Source organism: Deltaproteobacteria bacterium, from assembly GCA_019308995.1.
GTDB lineage: Bacteria > Desulfobacterota > Desulfarculia > Adiutricales > JAFDHD01 > JAFDHD01.
On record JAFDHD010000012.1, the window covers coordinates 20,713 to 38,507 of the forward strand.

Here is a 17,795-nt window from a genome sequence, read left to right on the forward strand (position 1 = left end):
AGGATAACATTTAAATGAGCGGGGTCAAGAAAAAATAAATAGAACAAGGCCATGCATCCCTTGAATCAATAAAATCCAATCATAGGTTAAAAGTATGAGCGATCAGCCTTCTATGGCCGATTTGAGAAGAGCGTGCAAGAGAACATTCGCCCCGGCCTCGCAGTCTTCCCAGGTTGTATTTTCCAATTCCACATGGCTTCGGCCGCCGATGCTTGGAACAAAAATCATGGCTGTCGGGGCGACCATCGCCATATAGCTGGCGTCATGTCCGGCCCCACTGACCATGGGGTGGGTTGAATACCCTAGGTGTTTGGCCGTCTTTATGATCTTTTCCACCAGACGCTCATTAAAAGGTGTGTGTTTCACCTTCCAGGTCTCCTCCAGCCGAAGAGAGCAGCCTCGCTCTGAGGCAATATTCTTAAAATCCTGTTTAACATCCTCCCAGGCTCTGGCGACCAGATCGTCATCCCACGATCTGATGTCTATTGTAATATGCACCTGATCCGGAATAATGTTTCGAGAATTGGGGTGATTGTGTATTTCACCCACCGTAGCGACCATGCTGCCTCCCATTCTGGCAGGGAGATCGTTGACCTTGAGAATCATCTCTGCCGCGGCACATAAGGCATCGCTGCGGCCTTCCATGGGGGTGGGGCCGACCTGATTCGCCGTGCCACTCACATACACGTCAGACCAGTGGAGGCAGAAGATGCCTTTGGGGACGCCAATGGTTTTGCCTTCTTTTTCTAAAATTGGACCCTGCTCGATGTGATATTCGTAGTAGGCATGTATTGGCCAGCTTTTAGCAGGGGTATTTGTTTTATATCCTATTCTTTGCAGTTCATCCTCAAACCTTTTTCCATGAATGTCTGTCCTGCCATAAACCCAACCAATATCCAGTTCGCCGGACCAGACACCAGAACCGACCATGGCAGGAGAAAAACGGGAGCCCTCCTCGTTCGTCCAGTCAACCACGACAACAGGCCTCCTGGTCTCAATGTTGTTGTCATTCAAGGTTTTTAGAACCTCAAGGCCTGCCATAACCCCGAGAACCCCGTCAAATCGGCCTCCTTTGGGTTGAGAATCGAGGTGTGAGCCGGTCATGACAGGGGAAAGGTCTTCCCTGCCAGGCCTCGTCCCGAAAATATTTCCCATCTCATCAATAACAACCTCTAGCTTCATTTCTTTAAGCCACTCGATCAACAGGTCCCTGGCTTTTTTGTCTTCATCCGACAGGGCCAGGCGGTGAACACCACCCCCGGAAGTTGCCCCAATTTTAGCCATGGCTTCCAAAGATTTTCGAAGGCGCGCCCCATTAACCCTCAGTGTGTCTGGTTCCATCGAATAGCTCCTTTCATCTTTCTCCATGCCCAAACTAAGCCTTATAGCATATCTTCTCTTAGTTGATTACAATTAAAAATCGCCTTTAAAGGGTTGGGTTTTCAGTGTATAAAATATTTGCAGTAATGTTGATATTTATGGTAAAAATTAAAAGGCTTTCAGGCTTACATTTCTAATTGAATCAGATTGCTCTGAGCATTACCCATGGATATTTTCGACGACACCATAAAACAGATTAAACAATGGTTTAATCAAAAAGGAAACGAAGGGAACGTTTGGCAATATTTTACGCCCACATCGGCTCAAAAAATCAGGACTCATTCTCAGAATATCAATCAGGCCGGAACGAATCCGCCTCTGATTTTAAAAGAGGACACCTGCCTCGAACTTGGCCATCCCTCAGTGGGTTCCTGCAACATGACCCTCGCAACCCACAATCCCTCGCTTGTTGAAAACGGCCGCATTACGCTGGTCGGTCCTGAGATTTCTGCAATGAAAACGCCAAAAGTCCCATTTGCACAGCTTGTGATCGTCTGCTGCCAAGGCGATATAGGAGATACCTCTTCAAAGATGGACAGAGAGTTGCATCTATTCGTTCAATCCGATGGATACATGATCCGAAGTATGCCCAATCTGATCTGGGCCCGGGTGAGCAAGGATGCGGTCCGGTCAGGCTTTTCCATAAAAGAGCTTGGCTCAAGGATTTTAGATTCACTGAGCTTTGAATTTCAGGATATCACAAAGGCTGAGGTTTTTTTCGTCACCAGCAGCCGGGAGGACGTTTCCGCTCTGAATGACATCGTTGAGGCTGCACGCGGCAGGTTGCGAAAATTACTAGCATTTAATGTTGCTGATGATGGCACATATGAGTGTACGTTAGCGCTCGACTGTAACGAATGTCCGGAGCAGCCGGTATGTGACAGCATACGCGAAGTGATAAAGATTCGCAAAGGTGACCGCATCATCACGTTCGGCCAAGACGCTGTAAGCGAAACGAATTGATTCTGTCAATGCCCGACGCCAAGGCGTGCAGGCGAACTTGATCAGATTTTTTTTAGGGATTTTATGACCGCGTTAGCGTCACAAAAAAGGCTAGTCGCCGTCTGCGGCAAGGGCGGCAGCGGCAAGACCGCTCTGGTCGTTCTTATAACCAAGTATCTCTTGCAAATCAGCCAGAGGAGGCTGCTGGTCATTGATGCGGACCCGACCATGAACCTTGCCCCGGTCCTGGGGGTGGAGGCCGAAAAAACAGTTAACGATATTCGCGAGAAGATTATTAAGGAGGCGCGGAGAGCCAGAGCCGCGGAACAATATCACCTGGCCCGCTCACTTGACTACATGCTGCTCGAAGCGCTCATAGAAACTAAAGAATTCAGCCTGCTCGTGATGGGCCGTCCGGATTCGCTTGGCTGCTACTGCCCGGTGAACGACCTGCTCAGGGAAGGCATCGAGACCCTGACCAAGCATTTCGATGCAATCCTCATTGACGGTGAGGCAGGGGTAGAGCAAATAAGCCGGCAGGTGATCCGAAGCGTGGACACCACGATCATCGTCTCTGACGTTTCCGGGCGCGGTTTTCAAACGGCAGCGCTTATCAAAAAAGTCATTGAATCTCATAAGATCATCAAATATAAAAAGATGGGCCTGGTTCTCAACCGGGTGCGCGGTGATGATTCAGCACTGCAGGAATACATCGCCCAAACAGGCCTCGAACTGTTCGGCTGCATCCCGGAGGATGAAAATATCATGCGCTTCGACATGCAGGCCAGGCCCCTGCTTCAGGTACCGGATGATTCACCCGCCTTTATCGCTGTAAAGCAAATCCTTGCGCGGCTGGAATTATTAGGCCGTTAATCAGCTTAGAATTCACTGCCGCCTGTTCTCTATATAGGTACACGGAGAGAGGAGGGCTGTATTTTCAGTTTGAGGGGTTGTGTCTTTCTTTGGCCAGGAGCGCCGCGCCAAGGGCGCCCAGAATCTGGGGATCGGGTTCGATTTTTGTCAGTTTCAGCCCTAATTCTTCTTCAACATATTTAACTACGCCGCTGTTTTTGGCCACGCCGCCCACCAGGGCCACCTGCTCGATTAAACTGATCCGCCTCACCAGCGAAGACACCTTGCCAGCCACGGAGCGGTTGATCCCGGCGATAATGTCGGCTCTATCTTTGCCTTCATTGACGTAAGTGATGACTTCACTCTCGGCAAAGACGCCGCATTGACTGGTGATGGAAACAGGGTCTTTGGCGTCGAAAGAAAGCTGACTTATCTGATCGAGCGGCAGCTCCAGGGCCTTGGCCATGACCTCGACAAATTTACCCGTTCCGGCGGCGCATTTCTCATTGGTCGTGGAATCCGTTATCTTGCCGTTATCGCCGATATTAAAGGCCCGAATACTCTGTCCGCCTGCGTCAATGACCGTACGCACCTCTGGATGAAGCCATTGAATGGCGCGGTTGAGGCAAATAACCTCTGGGGCGTCTCCATCACTAAAGGGAATCGTCTTTCTCCCAAAACCGGTGGCTATCGTATGTTCTATCTGGTCCTGAGAGAGGCTGGCCCTGGAGAGAGCCTTTTCCATGACTTCAACGGCAGCCTGCTTTGGAAGGTTTTTATAGGCCAGAGTTTCAAAGTCCAAGATGGTGTCATTTTCAAGAAGGACCATCTTTGCCGTAACCGTACCCAGATCGCAGCCCGCATATACCAATTTCAGTCGCTCCTTATTCTTACTGCCTGATGTCGCCTTATTGCTTCGCTCTTTCAGCGGCAAAAATAGCCGCGCCCAAGGCGCCGATAATTTGTGGATCTTCGGGGAATCTGATGAATTTTTTTCCGAGCATTCGTTCGAGGTTTTGCACCACGCCAATATTTTTAGAAACACCGCCTGTCACGCCAATATCTTCTTTTACGCCTATTTTGCCAGCTAGCAGTTTAACGCGGCGAGCCATGGCCTCATTAATGCCAGCCGCGATATCAGCGACGTTCTTCTCTTCGCAGAGATAATGCATGATCTCCATTTCCGCGAAGATGCTGCACTGATTGGTGATAACAAGCGCTTCGGAGGCTTTGAGTGAGAGGGGGCCGAGTTGAGACACATCAGTGCCAAGGGCTTCGGACATGAGTTCTAACGATCTTCCCGTTCCTGCGGCGCATTTATCGTTCATGACAAAGTCTTCCAAAAGGCCGTCTTTATCCACTTTAATTGCCTTGCAGTCCTGCCCACCGACGTCAATCACGGTCCTGATGGTTGAGACAAGCCAGTGAGCCCCTTGACCATGGCATGATATCTCACTAATATTGTCGTCAGCAAAGGAGATGGTTTCCCGTCCGTAACCGGTACTAATACAGTAAACAATAGCTTCATAGGAAAGCTCCAACCTTTGGAGCAACTTATCCATGACATCCCTGGCTGACTGCTCGGGCCTCGGTCTGACGCGAATAATCTCGGATCCCAAGATCGTTCCATTGTCCAGAATCACAGCTTCAGCGGTCAGGGAACCAACATCACATCCTGCAACAATCATTTTTACGGCCTTAAACTAGTGTTTCAAAAAATTCTTCAAGCTGTTCTTTGATGACTGACATGGGAGTTATTCGCGCGTCCCAGCCGTCTCCTTCCAATCGCAGGGTCGGTATGCCCAGCTCTTTTTTTATGGCGTCGCTGACCAGCCTGTAAACGCCCCAGGCCTGTTTGCACGCGAGATGACCTGAAAAAACAGCGCAGTCAGCCTTATAGGTTTTTCCATAATAAAGCATATCCCAGAGCCAGTTGGCGTGCATGTCCCAGCTTCCGGCCAGCTGGCGGGTCATGGGCAGGTTAAACATCTCTTCCGCCAGCCCGTAGAGCATACTGTCCACACTCGATGTATCTATATACGGATTGAAATCAAAGGCTGAAAGCACATCCATGAGATATGAAACGCCTATTTCGTCTTGAAACCACGAATAGATGGAGCTGTCGAAATAAAAAAAGGTATAAATGAAAAAGACGCGAATCCTTTCTTCAGGCAGGACGTGTTTCCCCTTTTTCAGGCGGTCTTTGGATACCTCGAGGGCTTTTTTATAGTAGTCCACGGCTTCAGGGGTGCCGACCATCATAAATTTCGTACCGACGTGCTGCATGTTATAGTAGTTGGGCACCGGATTGGGCACGTTTTTTTTCAGCTCGTTTATTTCAAAGAAGAGTTCAGTAGCTTGGTTCGTATAGTCCACGACCTCATGGAGGCGATCCGGGTCGAGCTTATGGCCCGTCATTTCCTCGATCGCCTTAACCGCGTTTTTAAACCCCCGCGCATAATAATCAAGCGCCCGTTTATCATGGTAATATGGAATATCAAGGTAAAGGGCCGGGATGTCGAATTTTTCAGCCATGTATTCAAAGGCCTTGGAATTAGGATCGCAGGAACCAAGGGCGCCGTTGATGATGAGATCGGGCTTCTCTAAGATTCCCGCCTCAAACAGGCCGATGACCCCCCTCTGAGTGGAACACATCGTGTCGGGCAGCCCGCGTTCAACAGCCAGGTCAAGGTATTCTTCAACCCCTTCCTCCAGGTTCTGCGCCATCGTGGTCAGGACTTCCACACATACCGGCACCATATTCAAGGCATGAAAGATTTCAGGAGCGAAATTGAAAGGCACGAACACGATTTTCTTTCCTTCATCCCTCGCGGTCAGCAGACTCCTCCAGTACTTTCCTGAGCTGCGGTTGAATATCGTAGATATCTCTCTAACGTCCGGATCCTTAAACATGGCCAGGAAGGTGGCTCTTCTGGATTCAGGCATCGCGTCAATGACAGCCTTCATCGCAGGGGATTCCAGGTCCAGATCATCGGGCAGGGCGGAAGCCAGCTCAAAGTTGGTTACTATCCTTTCAAGTGCGCTATTATTTTGAGTACCCATTTTTATCTCCTGATTCTTTCAAGAAATGCCTGAGCGCGCGTGCGGAGGCGGCCGGCGTCGGCTAAAGGTCCATACTGCCTCTCCAGCTCAATGGTCGGAATGCCCGCCTTCTCGAGGTCCATTTTTAAAAGGGCGTTATCCGCGCCATGCGTGTCGCAGAATTTTATATGTTCCAGAATGACCCCGTCAACCCGAGCGCGCTCGGCCTGTTCTTTCACAAAACCCAATCTTTCTGAATACTGCCCGGCCATGCGCGGACAAGGCGCATGATAAAAATACCGATCAATAAGGGATTCAAAGACATCGCCGCTTTCGTCCGTCAGGTCCCAGAAATTCTTTGCCCCAAAGCAGAGCGCGTCAGAGACCACGATTGCGCCTAGGTCTTCCACGTTTTCAATAAATTCAGGATCATCCATCAGGCTGCCTGCAATGAGCAGCCGAATTTTTTTACTAGACTCATTCTGGCTTGTTTCGGCCTCCTGAAGCAGCCGGTTCAATAACTTATTGAATTCACTCTTGGGCATGGCAGCGCTTGCCGATAAAATAGTGAGCACGTCGGCGCCAGAAAATGGAGTCTCATCACTTGCCCTTAAGTCATATAACTTTTTTAACAGACTTCTGGTCTCATTGTAAGTAGCCACCGCCGCGGCCAGCTTTTCTGGTGTAACCTCTACATGGAAATACTTCTCAACCTCTTCCTTGAGCTTTATGACTTCTTCTTTATACCACTGTCTTGCTTCAGGATTTATAAGGTGCGGAACAGGGAGCAGATACATAAAAGGGAGGGCGCTGGGATGAGCCTTCCAGTTATCAAAGGTTCGGCGGATGTGATCGCAGCCGTTTATAAACACCACGCCGTCCAGGAAATCGAACCCACCGCTAAAACCCAGCTCAAGACAGCAGCGAGCAAAGGTGCAATTCACCCTGGTAAGATAAGAATCCGCCTGCGATGTATCTTTTACTCCTTTGCCTGTAATCCTGTAAGGCAGGATATCCACAGCGTAGAGGATTTCTTCTGGGAGGTAAGAGCAGACAAACCCGACGACCTTTTTCCCTTGATCTTTCCAGTCACTGACGTATTTATTCTGATGAACCTCAGAAACTTCTGCCAGCTCTTCAAAAGCGCCCATTGTGAAACCCCTTATTTAGCTTTAATAAACTGTTGCGGCCGTTCACCCCTAGGCCTCATAAATCATGATCTCAATCACTTTCAAAGGAAGGCAAAGGGCTTTGGCTGCTTTTGGTTTTAAATTTTTAAAAAAAATAGAACAAGATAACCCTGGCCATCACCACGATGTAGAAATTATTTCTTGCTTGAAATACAATTACTTGAAAAAATAATCCGGCCCGGAGCTTTTTAATAGGCTATTTGGAATGATCATGTCAAGCTAAAATAAATAAAATATGGAAAAGTTAAATAGGAAATTCAGCTCGTGTTATGGTATGATGAGCTGAAATCACAACAGGCCTGAAACGGTCATTTTGAAGCTCCCTGCTGCAAGCAGCAGGGAATCTTCCAAATGTAAGGAAGTTGGGCCATTTTAATTTCGCTCGCTAACTCCGCAGCAAGCTGCGGGGAATGCGCTCGCAGGCATTTTCAAGACACCAGCTACTATTTTCATCATAGCCTAAAAAAAGGAGGAAATGAAATGGATTATTTTCCATTGATCGTGACGGAACAGGATAAAATGATCGCACAGGTTATTCGCAAATTCGTTGATCAGGAGATCATGCCTGTTCGGGACAAGATTGATGACGACACCGACCATGTTCTGATCAATGAAATTCTCTCCAAACTTGACGCCCTGGGTTTATTCCAGGCCGGATCACGAAGTGACGAGGGAGGGGATGCGCCGAGGCCCACGTTTGTTACGAATTGCATCGTGATCGAGGAAATGTCGCGGGGTGACGCCGGGATTGGAATGGTAGCGGTCATCAGCGGATGGGCCATGGCCCCGGCTATCACCGTCAGAAACAGGGAAGTCATGGAGCTGTTTCAATCCATGGCGCAAAAAAAGTCGCCCTGCCTGGCCTGTTTTGCCATGACCGAGCCTGCAAGCGGATGCGATGTCGAGAATCTGCCTGAGCTTCACGGGCGCACCATCGCAACCCGCGCTGTCCAGGACGGAGACTACTGGGTCATTAATGGCGCCAAGAGATTTCCCAGCAGCGCTGGCGTATCCTCCCTTTACTGCGTCGCCTGCCAGGCTGATCCGGAAAAAGGTGAAGAAGGCATCGCCCTTATTTACGTGCCTGCTGATGTAAAAGGGCTCAGCTTTGGCAAGTTCGAGATGAAGGCCGGATTGCAGGCGGACCGTAACGCCGATATTTTTTTTGATGACGTCCGAGTGCCTTTATCCTACCGGGCCAGCGGACCGGGCCGGGATGCGGAGCTGCTTAAGAGCAACCTCACCAACGGCCGGGTCGGGACCGCGGCCGCGGCTATCGGAGTCGCTAAAGCAACTTTCGAGGAAGTCCTGAAATACACGGGCGAACGAGTCGTGGCAGGCAAACCGATTCGAGAGCATTCGATCGCTGCGGGCATACTGGCAGAGATGGCTATGGGCATTGAGATCGCCCAGGCGCATTGTCTCCAGGCGGCTTACATGCTCAGCCACCCTGAAGAGTTCGGGCCTCCCCATTCAGACGCCATGCTTTGCCAGGCAAGCATTACCAAGAACTATGCCACGGAAATGGCTATCATGGTCACGAATAAGGCCATGGAGCTGATGGGCTCATACGGCTATATCCGTGATTACCATGTCGAAAAGTACTGGCGCGACGTGAAAGAGCTTCAGCTCTGGCTGGGCGGCGCGCAATTAGGACGCTTTGATGTCGTGCGCGGCTACTACCCATACAAAAAAACCTGAAGATGCTGCCACGGGTTGATGTCTATTTAAAAGCAACCTGAATTCGAGCGCCGCTCACTTCTCGTCAAGGAAGGAGAGTTATGATTGATTTCGAAATAGCGCCATTGACCAAAGAAAGCCAAAGGCTAACGCGTGAGTTTAATCTAAATACGGTTAGAAGGGTTTCCCGTTATTATGATGAGCATGAGCATGAGGAGATAAAGGAAGTAGAGGAGATCACGGAAAAATCAGAGGCTATTTCCAGAAAGTTAGCTTCACTGGCAGGAGAAAAACAGGGTGAAGGGTTTAGCATGGCCAGTGTCATCATAGGCGAGGAGAGATGCTGGGGCGATGCCGCCCTGAACATAAGCATCTCCAACGCCTTTGTCGGAAACATGGTTGTAGGCGCTATCGGCTCTCCTGAACAAAAGGCTCGTACGGCCGGTAAATTTGTGGCCTTTGCCATCACCGAGCCGGGTTGCGGTTCAGACACCTCGGCCATTCAAACCACGGCTCAGCTCGACCCTGAAACTAATGAATGGGTCATAAACGGCGAGAAAATCTTCATCACCGGGGGGCGTCTTTGTGAGTTCGCTGTGGTCTGGGCCACGCTCGACCGAAGCCTGGGCCGGGCCGCTATAAAAAGTTTTTTAATAGAAAATAATAATCCGGGCATGACCGTAACCAAGCTCGAAAACAAGCTCGGATTCCGGGCCTCGGATACAGTAACACTGGTCTTTGAAGACTGCCGTATTCCTTACGACGATATCTTAGGCAGCCCGGAGATTAAACCGAAAACGACTTCCAAGACAGGGTTTAAAAGCGTTATGGCGACCTTTGACGCCAGCCGGCCTGCCGTGGCCGCTTTGGCGGTGGGTATCGGCCAGGCTGCGCTGGACTTCACCAAAGAGAAGCTGGAACAAGAAGGATTCACCTTCCCTTATGACCGGGGCCAGCATGCGCTTCAGGCCATTCAGGCCTCAATCCTGGACATGGAAGCAAATATCGAGGCGGCGCGTCTCCTGACCTGGCGATCAGCATCCATGCTTGAAACCGGGCAGCGAAACAGTCTCGAAGCCTCTATGGCCAAGAGCAAGGCCGGACGGACCGCCACCCTGGTCACGGAAAAATGCGTGGAACTCCTTGGGCCGCTGGGATATTCACGTAATTGGCTGGTCGAGAAGTGGATGCGGGATTGCAAGGTTACTGACATCTTCGAAGGTACAGGTCAAATTAATTCCTTAATTATTGCCCGCAACATTTTAGGCTTCTCTCGCGACCAGCTGAAATAACCCGAATCAGAAGAAATTAAAAATAACGACAGGAAAAGGCGTAAATGGAATAAAAAGCCTCCCGAGGGACGACCTGCTAGGCAACCCTCTGGAGGCTTTGAAAGTAATAGCTTGAAGATATTTCCTTATAAGTGAGCCTGTTTTTTTATTGCCAGCCGCTTCTGGCGCCTGGCCCTCCGAGTGGAAGGGGGCCGGCCGGCCAGTTGAATCCCAGCCTCATGGCCGTATTGACGTCCTCAGCCGTGGCGATTCCTTGCTCAACAATCTTCAGGGCCTCTCGCCTGGCGGCAAACATGACACGATTGCCAATGAACCCCGTATCTCCAGGCACATCCTTCACCCGAACCGGGGTCTTGTTCCAACTCTTGGTCAGGTCTTCGAGCAGCTTTATTACATCTTCAGAAACATCCGGAGTATAGGTCACTTCGACCAGTTTCATGATGTTGGCCGGGCTGAAGAGATGCATCCCGATGAACCGATCCTTGCGTTCAGTGGCCACTGCCAGGTCGGCAATGGTAAACATGGAGGTATTGCTGGCAAAAATAGCTTCCTTCTTTACAATCTTGTCCAACTCGGCAAAAACCTTAAGCTTCATGTCCTTGTTCTCAATGGCGCCGTCCGCGCCGCCTCCGATGGCCTCAATGATCAGATCGCAGTCCTTCAAGTCCTCAACTTTTGTCGTGAAGGTAAGTCTTGCCAGGGCCTGGTCCATCTCCTCCTGGGTGTGTTTACCTCGTTCGACACCACTTTTTATTCCAAACCGACCGTTAATGATTGTGTCTTTAGCCTTTTCGCAAATTTCGTCTGTTAGATCGCGGACAATGACATTGTAGCCAGCGAGAATGGCCGACTGGGCAATACCACCTCCCATCACACCGGCGCCCAAAATTCCAATTTGTTTAATGTCCTCCAGGTTCATAACCGCCTCCTTTCTTCAAATTACTTTCATGAAAAGTTTGAGTTTTTTAAATTTTACTATTGGTTTTGCTCTTTTAACGAATGTGGTGTAATCCCGCATCAGTTTCATGGCGCCAATTTGAGTCAGGCAGCAGGGAAATGCCTCGTCTGTCTTGAATCACTAGCATATAAAGCGCATCTTTGCAACTATAATATCATTCAGGATTTTGCCTCACTAAAAAAAACGAATCAATTGCTGATTGAAAGAACAAGGTCAGAAGATATCTACTCCTGTTTTTTCTGAGGTCGGAAAGACCTTTAAAGAATACTGATGTTTGTAATGGCTGTACCCATGCTTCATTTATTTTCCTTTGAAACGCGGGGAGCGTTTTTGCCAGAAGGCTTCGACCCCTTCACGATAATCTTCGCTCTGGCTGGCTTCACCTTGCAGCATACTTTCAAGGTGAAGTTGTTGCTCATAGGTATTATCCGGGCTTTCCCAAAATGCTTTACGAATGAGGCCAAAAACGATGGTCGGTCCGGTAGCCAAATCCCTGGCAAGGTTCAGCGCCTCGGTCATGAGGCAGTCGTCATCATGTACCTGGTTAATCAGCCCCCACGCTAAGGCCTTTTCCGCCGGAAGTCTTTCAGCCAGCAGTGATAATTCCATTGCGCGAGCCATGCCGATAAGGCGAGGGAGGAGAAAGGTGGACCCACCATCCGGGATGAGGCCGATCCTGCGAAACGCTTGCAGGAAATAAGCGGAGCGAGCCGCCAGGACGATGTCCCCCATGAGCGCCAGGCTCATACCGATACCGGCCGCCGGTCCATTAACCGCCGTGATGAGAGGCATCCTGAGATCTCGCAGTTGCAAGAAAAACGGATTATAGGTCTCATCCAGCGGTCTCCTGGCAGGTGATTCTTGATTCACCTCTGTGTTTTTTTTTGAACGAGAGATATTAGCGCCGGCGCAGAAGCCGCGTCCCGAGCCCGTTATCACCAGACAGCGCACACCTGTAGCCGGAGTATTGACCTGCGCCAGGGCGTGCTTTAATTCGTCAAGCATTTGAGGTGAGATAGCATTCAGGACTTCCGGGTGGTTTAAAGTCAGAACTGCAATGTTATCTTCGATATTGAGCTTAATACGCTCGTAATTCATCTGGAATCTCTCACTCTCTGTCGAGTTTTTTATGGACTTGAGGGTTGAACCCTCCGGGGAGACGTATAAATCGTCAGGATTATCTACCTTTAAAACTTGTTAGCATAATAGGGCCAAACTCTCAACCTTATCTTGAAACCAGGTCTCTTGAGAAAAATTCGACGGCTTCACTCAATGAATGCCGCCATGCTCCCGCCATTATTCATTCATCCTTTTCAGGCAAGTTAATTTTAATATGGCGTCATCAAGATTGCACTTACTTTTTTGATGATTATTTGATATTAAAATCCTTAGTAGTTACCTTAATCAGCTTTTGGTCAAAGAACAAATTTCGGTGCAACTTTAGCAGAACGATTTGCAAGGAGGGGTCCAATGAAAATCACTGACGTCACACTCTATCACGTCTCGATACCACTGAAAGAAACCTTCTGGCCGACCTGGGTTCCTGGACGTCCCCAGGAGCACAACGACTTCACTTTAATAAAAATCTCAACAGACGAGGGGATTGAAGGATATTCAGCCGGTGTGATCTTTGGGGAAAGCGAAGCTCTGGGAGCCATACTAGCAGCGTATTTAAGGGGCACAGATCCCTTTGATATCGAAAGAATTCAGAGCCTCCTCGGGCAAGCAGCAATTACTGGATGGAGAAACTTCTGGGTTGAACCGGCATGCTGGGACATCATTGGTAAGAAAGAAGGCAAGCCCGTGTATGAACTGCTCGGCGGCCGGGCACGGCCGATTCCGGTGTACCTTTCAACCGGCGAAATGCACGAGCCGGAAAAACGGGTGGATGAATTGCTGGCCATGAAAGAGCGAGGCTTTAAGACAGTGAAACTCCGGGTAAAGAACGTGGACCTGAAAGACGATATACGCCATGTTGAGATGGTGCGCAAGGGTGTTGGCGATGATATGGTTTTAGGCGTTGATGCGAACCAGGGCTGGCTGATCACCATTTTTCAACAGATTCCCGCATGGAGTCTGGAACGGGCCAAAGAGTTTGCGAGCGCCTGTTATGATAATAACTTCGAGTGGCTCGAAGAACCTTTGGATTCTCGCGACTACGACGGAAATGCGGAGTTAAAGAAAGTATCAAAAGTAAAAATTTCAGGCGCGGAGCTCAATTACGGCTGGGATGAAATCAAGATCATGCTTGAAAAGGACTGTTTTGATATTTATCAGCCGGATGCTACTTTTGCCGGTGGCATCGCCCAGGTGAAGCAGGTCATTGATACGTGCCATGAGAGGCAGCGGTTGTTCTCGCCTCACACCTGGACGAACGGTATCGGATTTTATATCAACTGGAACATGGCTCTGGCCGATGTAAAAAGCAATCTGCCTTTAGAGTATCCACTGGAAGAACCATCGTGGATCCCTGAGATTCGGGATGGTATCATCGAACCCATAATACCGGATGAAAATGGTATGCTGCAACCTTTTAATAAATCAGGGCTTGGCTTTGAAATAGACAATGATTTACTGCGTAGATATGGAGTACAATTCTTCAGTTCACAGGCTTAAGGTTGTTGGTGACGATCATGCCTAGGAAAAATTAAGCCGCACCCTGAGCCCGTCACCAACACATAAAAAAATACATTTTTATCCCCCAAGGCATGGTCATTCTAGGCCCTGCTTTCTTTGAGCTGAACTCTTTGTGGGGGTCATTCAATTTGCTATTTAAGGATGCCCATCTTTGAACCAATTGAGGTGAGTATGGCGATAATTTTCTCCTCTCTTTCAGGCAAGATGGAGGACATTGTCCGAAGTCTTGCCGCATCCAAAAGCCGCCGACAAGGCCGGTGATAGTTTACTTTAATTGATTTATCAGAATTCAAGTCCGATATCAAACTATGGATTTTTACAATACAAACTCAATCGCGAAATAATTCAAACTTTATCTTTGACTTCCAGGGATGGGTTAATTAATATAACCACCTGGTTCCTGCTTACTTAGATATAAGCATTTAAAGAAATTTGCAGTACTGATTAAGGGGGGTAACAAGTTGAAAATAATTGTTTTGGTAAAACAGGTCCCGGCTACTGATAAAATTAAAATGGATGAAGAAACCGGAACCATGATTAGAGACGGCATTGAGTCTGAACTGAATCCCCTTGATCTTTACGCCGTGGAAGAGGCGGTCAGGATTAAAGAAAGGTTGGATAACAGCGTTGAAATCAGCGTTATTTCGATGGGCCCCAAAAAGGCGGTTGAAGCGATTAAGAGCGCTCTAGCTCTCGGTTGCGACCAGGGGTATCTGCTTTCAGACAAGAAATTCGCCGGGTCAGATACCTGGGCCACGGCCTATGCTTTATCCGCGGCGATTAAAAAATTGGCAGGAGACTTTGATATCATCCTCTGTGGAGAGAGGGCCACTGATGGAGAAACAGGGCAGGTGGGTCCGGAAGTTGGAACCTACCTGGGCCTTCCAGTCCTTACTTACGTTAGTGAGATCGAAGAAATTGGCAACACAAGGATCATTGCCTACCGGGCTGTCGAAGGCGGACACGAGAAAGTTGAAGCTAGCACCCCGGTGCTTATCAGTGTGGTCAAGGAAATCAATGATCCGAGAATGCCCAACTTTGCAGGCAAGATGAAGGCAAAAAAAGCTGAAATTCCCGTGCTTACGGCAAATGATATCGGTGCTGATGACGAGAGAATCGGGCTCAAGGGTTCGGCTACCAGGGTGGTGAAGATCTTTCGACCTCAAGTAGCAAGAAGCGGAACGGTTGTCTCCGGGATTGAGGATTTAGAAGGTGCTGTGGATGGATTAGTTAATATTTTACGCGAAAATCAATTAGTTAAGAGATAGAACCATGGAAAAGACATTAGCAGATTACAAAGGCGTCTGGGCTCTCGGTGAGGTGAGAGAGGGTGAAATACATCCTGTTTCCTATGAACTTCTGGCCTGGGGTAGAGGCCTGGCCGATGATTTGGGGGTTGAACTCGCAAGCGTTGTCATCGGCCATGAGGTTAAGGCTAAGGTGAAGGACCTGATTTTCAGGGGGGCGGATAAAGTCTATGTGGTTGACTATCCGGCCTTAGAGAATTTCAGGGCCGATCCGTATTCTGAAATAATTACCTCTTTGATCAATGAATATAAACCTGAAATTTTAATCGCCTCTGCCACGACCATGGGAAGAACCGTAATGCCTATCTGCGCGGTTAAAATTGGGGCTGGACTTACTGCAGATTGTACCGGGCTCGAAATTGACCCGGACGAAAGGCTCCTTGTCCAGACCCGACCGGCAGTGGGTGGGAATATTATGGCCACCATCAAAACCCCTTCCTTGCGGCCGCAGATGGCCACGGTACGTCCGAAATCGAAAAGGCCCCTTCCCATTGATGATTCAAGAAGTGGCGAGGTTATCGTCAAGGAATTTGACGGCGCATCTTTAAGTTCACGGGTTAAAAGAATTGACTTCATCAAGGAGGAAACCATAGGGGTTCCTATTCAGGATGCTGAAATTATTATTGCCTTTGGCAAGGGTTTACAGGACCCAAAGAATATAGGGCTTATAAATGAGCTGGCCGAATTGTTGGGTGGATCCATCGGCGCTTCAAGACGGGCCATAGATTTCGGCTGGATCTCTTATTCCCACCAGGTAGGTCTCAGCGGGAAAACAGTCAGCCCGAAGTTATATCTCGCCTGCGGTATATCCGGCGCCGTCCAGCATCTCGCAGGCATGTCCTCTGCTGAAATTATTATTGCTGTAAATTCTGATCCTGATGCGGAAATATTTAGCGTCGCAGATTATGGGATCGTTGGAGATCTTTTTGAAGTTCTTCCTCTTTTAATACAAAAATTAAAAGAAAGGGTTAAGGAGGGCCAGTAAGATGGAACAAGAATATGGCGCAGTGACTAAGGAGATCATTGGGGGACTCCAAGAGATAGTCGGAGAGAAAAACATTATCCATGAAGACGAAGAGAAATTAAAAGAGTATGGCCGGGACGTTCTGGCTATTATTTTACGGGCCGATTATCCAGCAGACGTGGTCGTGAAACCTGAATCCACGGAACAGGTGTCCAAAATCATGAAGCTGGCTAATGAAAATAAGATTCCGGTTACACCCAGAGGCGCCGGCACCGGGCTGGCTGGCGCAGCCGTCCCTATCCATGGAGGGATAATCCTTTCGGTGGAGAGGATGAATAAGATTCTCGAAATAGATGAGGTAAATAGGGTGGCCGTTGTGGAACCGGGTGTTATCACCAACGAACTTTGTAAGAAGGTTGATGAAGAGGGTTTAATGTACGCCGGTTATCCCATGAGTACGGAGAGCAGTTATATCGGCGGTAATGTGGCCACTAACGCCGGCGGAGGCAAAGTAATAAAATATGGGAATACCATGAGCCATATTCTGGGGCTGGAGGTGGTTCTGTCTAATGGGGAAGTGATTGAGCTTGGCGGCCGATACAGAAAGAGCACCTGGGGTTATAATCTGCTTCATCTCATGATTGGCTCAGAGGGAACGCTGGGCATCATTACCAAGGTAATTGTCAATTTAATATCAGCTACAGGCAAGACGATAGACCTTATTGTTCCCTTTGCTGACACGGAAACAGCCGTGGAAGCCGTGTCAAAGGTGATTGTATCTGGCGGTGTGCTCCCGGAGGCGGTTGAGTTTATGGATAGAATTTGTCTCGATCAATCCGCCAAACACCATGAAGTTAAGATGCCTTTTCAGGACAGGGAAGATGTTGAGGCTTATCTCATTATCCAGCTATCCGGCCAATCACAGGAAGAGCTTGAGACCCTCTATGAGAAAGCCGGGGAAGTGTGCCTTGAAAACGGCGCCCTGGATGTGTTTGTGGCCGAGAGCCGGAGGGATTCTGAAAATATCTGGAAGGTAAGAGAGGAGTTTGGTGAAGCTTTACGTGAACTTGATCCCTATACCTTCTTCACCAGTGACGCCGTGGTTCCATTTTCCAAGATACCTGAGATGATAAAAGAAATAAAAAGGCTTGAAGAAAAATATAAAACCAGGATTCCCACGGTCGGACATATTGCTGATGGCAACCTTCATTCGGCATTGTTTAAGCCCGAAGACGTGTCTGTCGAAGAATGGCCGGATATTGCTGAGGGAATTTTCGATGAGATGATAGAAACTGCTGTGAGTTTAGGCGGCGTCGGCAGCGGCGAGCATGGTGTCGGCCTCTTAAAAAAAGAAACTTTTGCAAAGACTAAACCGGAAGCAGAACTTAATTTGATGCGGGGAATTAAGAAGGTATTCGATCCTAATAATATTTTGAATCCTGGGAAAATAATATAATACATTGCCTTGATTGAGGGCAAAGCGTTTTTCTTGCGATCAAATCATCCATTTTCCGAACCGAAGCACCAGGATTATTGTAGTTGAGTTTGACC

General features: G+C 48.7%; 15 protein-coding genes. 8 read left to right on the forward strand and 7 right to left on the reverse strand.

The window, feature by feature from the left end; all coding sequences use genetic code 11:
• Positions 1–102: 102 nt before the first annotated feature.
• Positions 103–1,341: a Zn-dependent hydrolase gene (locus tag JRI95_04100; protein MBW2060726.1), complete on the reverse strand. Its 1,239-nt coding sequence runs from the start codon at positions 1,339–1,341 to the stop codon at positions 103–105.
• 204 nt (positions 1,342–1,545) lie between these two features.
• Here JRI95_04100 and JRI95_04105 point away from each other — a divergent pair, with 204 nt between their 5' ends.
• A complete protein-coding gene (locus JRI95_04105) occupies positions 1,546–2,343 on the forward strand; it encodes a hypothetical protein (protein MBW2060727.1) in 798 nt (265 codons plus the stop codon).
• A gap of 63 nt (positions 2,344–2,406) precedes the next feature.
• A complete protein-coding gene (locus tag JRI95_04110) occupies positions 2,407–3,195 on the forward strand; it encodes an AAA family ATPase (GenBank protein ID MBW2060728.1) in 789 nt (262 codons plus the stop codon).
• Between the two features lie 64 nt (positions 3,196–3,259).
• Here JRI95_04110 and JRI95_04115 read toward each other — a convergent pair whose 3' ends face one another.
• Genes JRI95_04115 through JRI95_04130 form a run of 4 tightly spaced genes read right to left on the reverse strand, consistent with a single transcriptional unit; the run spans position 3,260 to position 7,367 of the window.
• Positions 3,260–4,045 (reverse strand): hypothetical protein, encoded by a 786-nt coding sequence (locus JRI95_04115; protein MBW2060729.1) that lies wholly within the window; start codon positions 4,043–4,045, stop codon positions 3,260–3,262.
• 37 nt (positions 4,046–4,082) lie between these two features.
• The gene (locus JRI95_04120) at positions 4,083–4,862 is read right to left on the reverse strand and encodes a 2-hydroxyglutaryl-CoA dehydratase (GenBank protein MBW2060730.1); all 780 of its coding nucleotides are present in this window, start codon (positions 4,860–4,862) and stop codon (positions 4,083–4,085) included.
• Positions 4,863–4,872: 10 nt separating this feature from the next.
• Positions 4,873–6,237: a 2-hydroxyacyl-CoA dehydratase gene (locus JRI95_04125; protein MBW2060731.1), complete on the reverse strand. Its 1,365-nt coding sequence runs from the start codon at positions 6,235–6,237 to the stop codon at positions 4,873–4,875.
• Between the two features lie 2 nt (positions 6,238–6,239).
• Positions 6,240–7,367, reverse strand: coding sequence for a 2-hydroxyacyl-CoA dehydratase (locus JRI95_04130; GenBank protein ID MBW2060732.1), 1,128 nt, complete (start codon positions 7,365–7,367; stop codon positions 6,240–6,242).
• 519 nt (positions 7,368–7,886) lie between these two features.
• Here JRI95_04130 and JRI95_04135 point away from each other — a divergent pair.
• Entirely contained in the window at positions 7,887–9,107 is a 1,221-nt protein-coding gene (locus tag JRI95_04135; GenBank protein MBW2060733.1) for an acyl-CoA/acyl-ACP dehydrogenase, read from the forward strand.
• Between the two features lie 80 nt (positions 9,108–9,187).
• Positions 9,188–10,378: an acyl-CoA dehydrogenase family protein gene (locus JRI95_04140; protein MBW2060734.1), complete on the forward strand. Its 1,191-nt coding sequence runs from the start codon at positions 9,188–9,190 to the stop codon at positions 10,376–10,378.
• Positions 10,379–10,523: 145 nt separating this feature from the next.
• On the opposite strand, the gene JRI95_04145 is transcribed toward JRI95_04140, so the two are convergent.
• The gene (locus JRI95_04145) at positions 10,524–11,297 is read right to left on the reverse strand and encodes a 3-hydroxyacyl-CoA dehydrogenase family protein (protein MBW2060735.1); all 774 of its coding nucleotides are present in this window, start codon (positions 11,295–11,297) and stop codon (positions 10,524–10,526) included.
• A gap of 339 nt (positions 11,298–11,636) precedes the next feature.
• On the reverse strand, positions 11,637–12,434 hold the full coding sequence (locus tag JRI95_04150) for an enoyl-CoA hydratase/isomerase (GenBank protein ID MBW2060736.1): 798 nt from the start codon (positions 12,432–12,434) through the stop codon (positions 11,637–11,639).
• Positions 12,435–12,806: 372 nt separating this feature from the next.
• Between JRI95_04150 and JRI95_04155 the strand changes: the two genes are divergently transcribed.
• From JRI95_04155 to JRI95_04170, 4 genes are all read left to right on the forward strand, one after another.
• Positions 12,807–13,952: a mandelate racemase/muconate lactonizing enzyme family protein gene (locus JRI95_04155; GenBank protein MBW2060737.1), complete on the forward strand. Its 1,146-nt coding sequence runs from the start codon at positions 12,807–12,809 to the stop codon at positions 13,950–13,952.
• 482 nt (positions 13,953–14,434) lie between these two features.
• The gene (locus JRI95_04160) at positions 14,435–15,241 is read left to right on the forward strand and encodes an electron transfer flavoprotein subunit beta/FixA family protein (protein ID MBW2060738.1); all 807 of its coding nucleotides are present in this window, start codon (positions 14,435–14,437) and stop codon (positions 15,239–15,241) included.
• A 4-nt stretch (positions 15,242–15,245) separates the two neighbouring features.
• Complete coding sequence (locus JRI95_04165; protein ID MBW2060739.1) at positions 15,246–16,265, forward strand: electron transfer flavoprotein subunit alpha/FixB family protein; 1,020 nt, start codon at positions 15,246–15,248, stop codon at positions 16,263–16,265.
• A 1-nt stretch (position 16,266) separates the two neighbouring features.
• Complete coding sequence (locus JRI95_04170; GenBank protein ID MBW2060740.1) at positions 16,267–17,700, forward strand: FAD-binding oxidoreductase; 1,434 nt, start codon at positions 16,267–16,269, stop codon at positions 17,698–17,700.
• Positions 17,701–17,795 lie beyond the last annotated feature (95 nt).

Bases quoted from the DNA above. Each gene is read 5' to 3' on its own strand.
- JRI95_04100 (MBW2060726.1), bottom strand. From the start codon at position 1,341: ATGGAACCAGACACACTGAGGGTTAATGGGGCGCGCCTTCGAAAATCT.
- JRI95_04105 (MBW2060727.1), top strand. From the start codon at position 1,546: ATGGATATTTTCGACGACACCATAAAACAGATTAAACAATGGTTTAAT.
- JRI95_04110 (MBW2060728.1), top strand. From the start codon at position 2,407: ATGACCGCGTTAGCGTCACAAAAAAGGCTAGTCGCCGTCTGCGGCAAG.
- JRI95_04120 (MBW2060730.1), bottom strand. From the start codon at position 4,862: ATGATTGTTGCAGGATGTGATGTTGGTTCCCTGACCGCTGAAGCTGTG.
- JRI95_04125 (MBW2060731.1), bottom strand. From the start codon at position 6,237: ATGGGTACTCAAAATAATAGCGCACTTGAAAGGATAGTAACCAACTTT.
- JRI95_04130 (MBW2060732.1), bottom strand. From the start codon at position 7,367: ATGGGCGCTTTTGAAGAGCTGGCAGAAGTTTCTGAGGTTCATCAGAAT.
- JRI95_04135 (MBW2060733.1), top strand. From the start codon at position 7,887: ATGGATTATTTTCCATTGATCGTGACGGAACAGGATAAAATGATCGCA.
- JRI95_04140 (MBW2060734.1), top strand. From the start codon at position 9,188: ATGATTGATTTCGAAATAGCGCCATTGACCAAAGAAAGCCAAAGGCTA.
- JRI95_04145 (MBW2060735.1), bottom strand. From the start codon at position 11,297: ATGAACCTGGAGGACATTAAACAAATTGGAATTTTGGGCGCCGGTGTG.
- JRI95_04150 (MBW2060736.1), bottom strand. From the start codon at position 12,434: ATGAATTACGAGCGTATTAAGCTCAATATCGAAGATAACATTGCAGTT.
- JRI95_04155 (MBW2060737.1), top strand. From the start codon at position 12,807: ATGAAAATCACTGACGTCACACTCTATCACGTCTCGATACCACTGAAA.
- JRI95_04165 (MBW2060739.1), top strand. From the start codon at position 15,246: ATGGAAAAGACATTAGCAGATTACAAAGGCGTCTGGGCTCTCGGTGAG.
- JRI95_04170 (MBW2060740.1), top strand. From the start codon at position 16,267: ATGGAACAAGAATATGGCGCAGTGACTAAGGAGATCATTGGGGGACTC.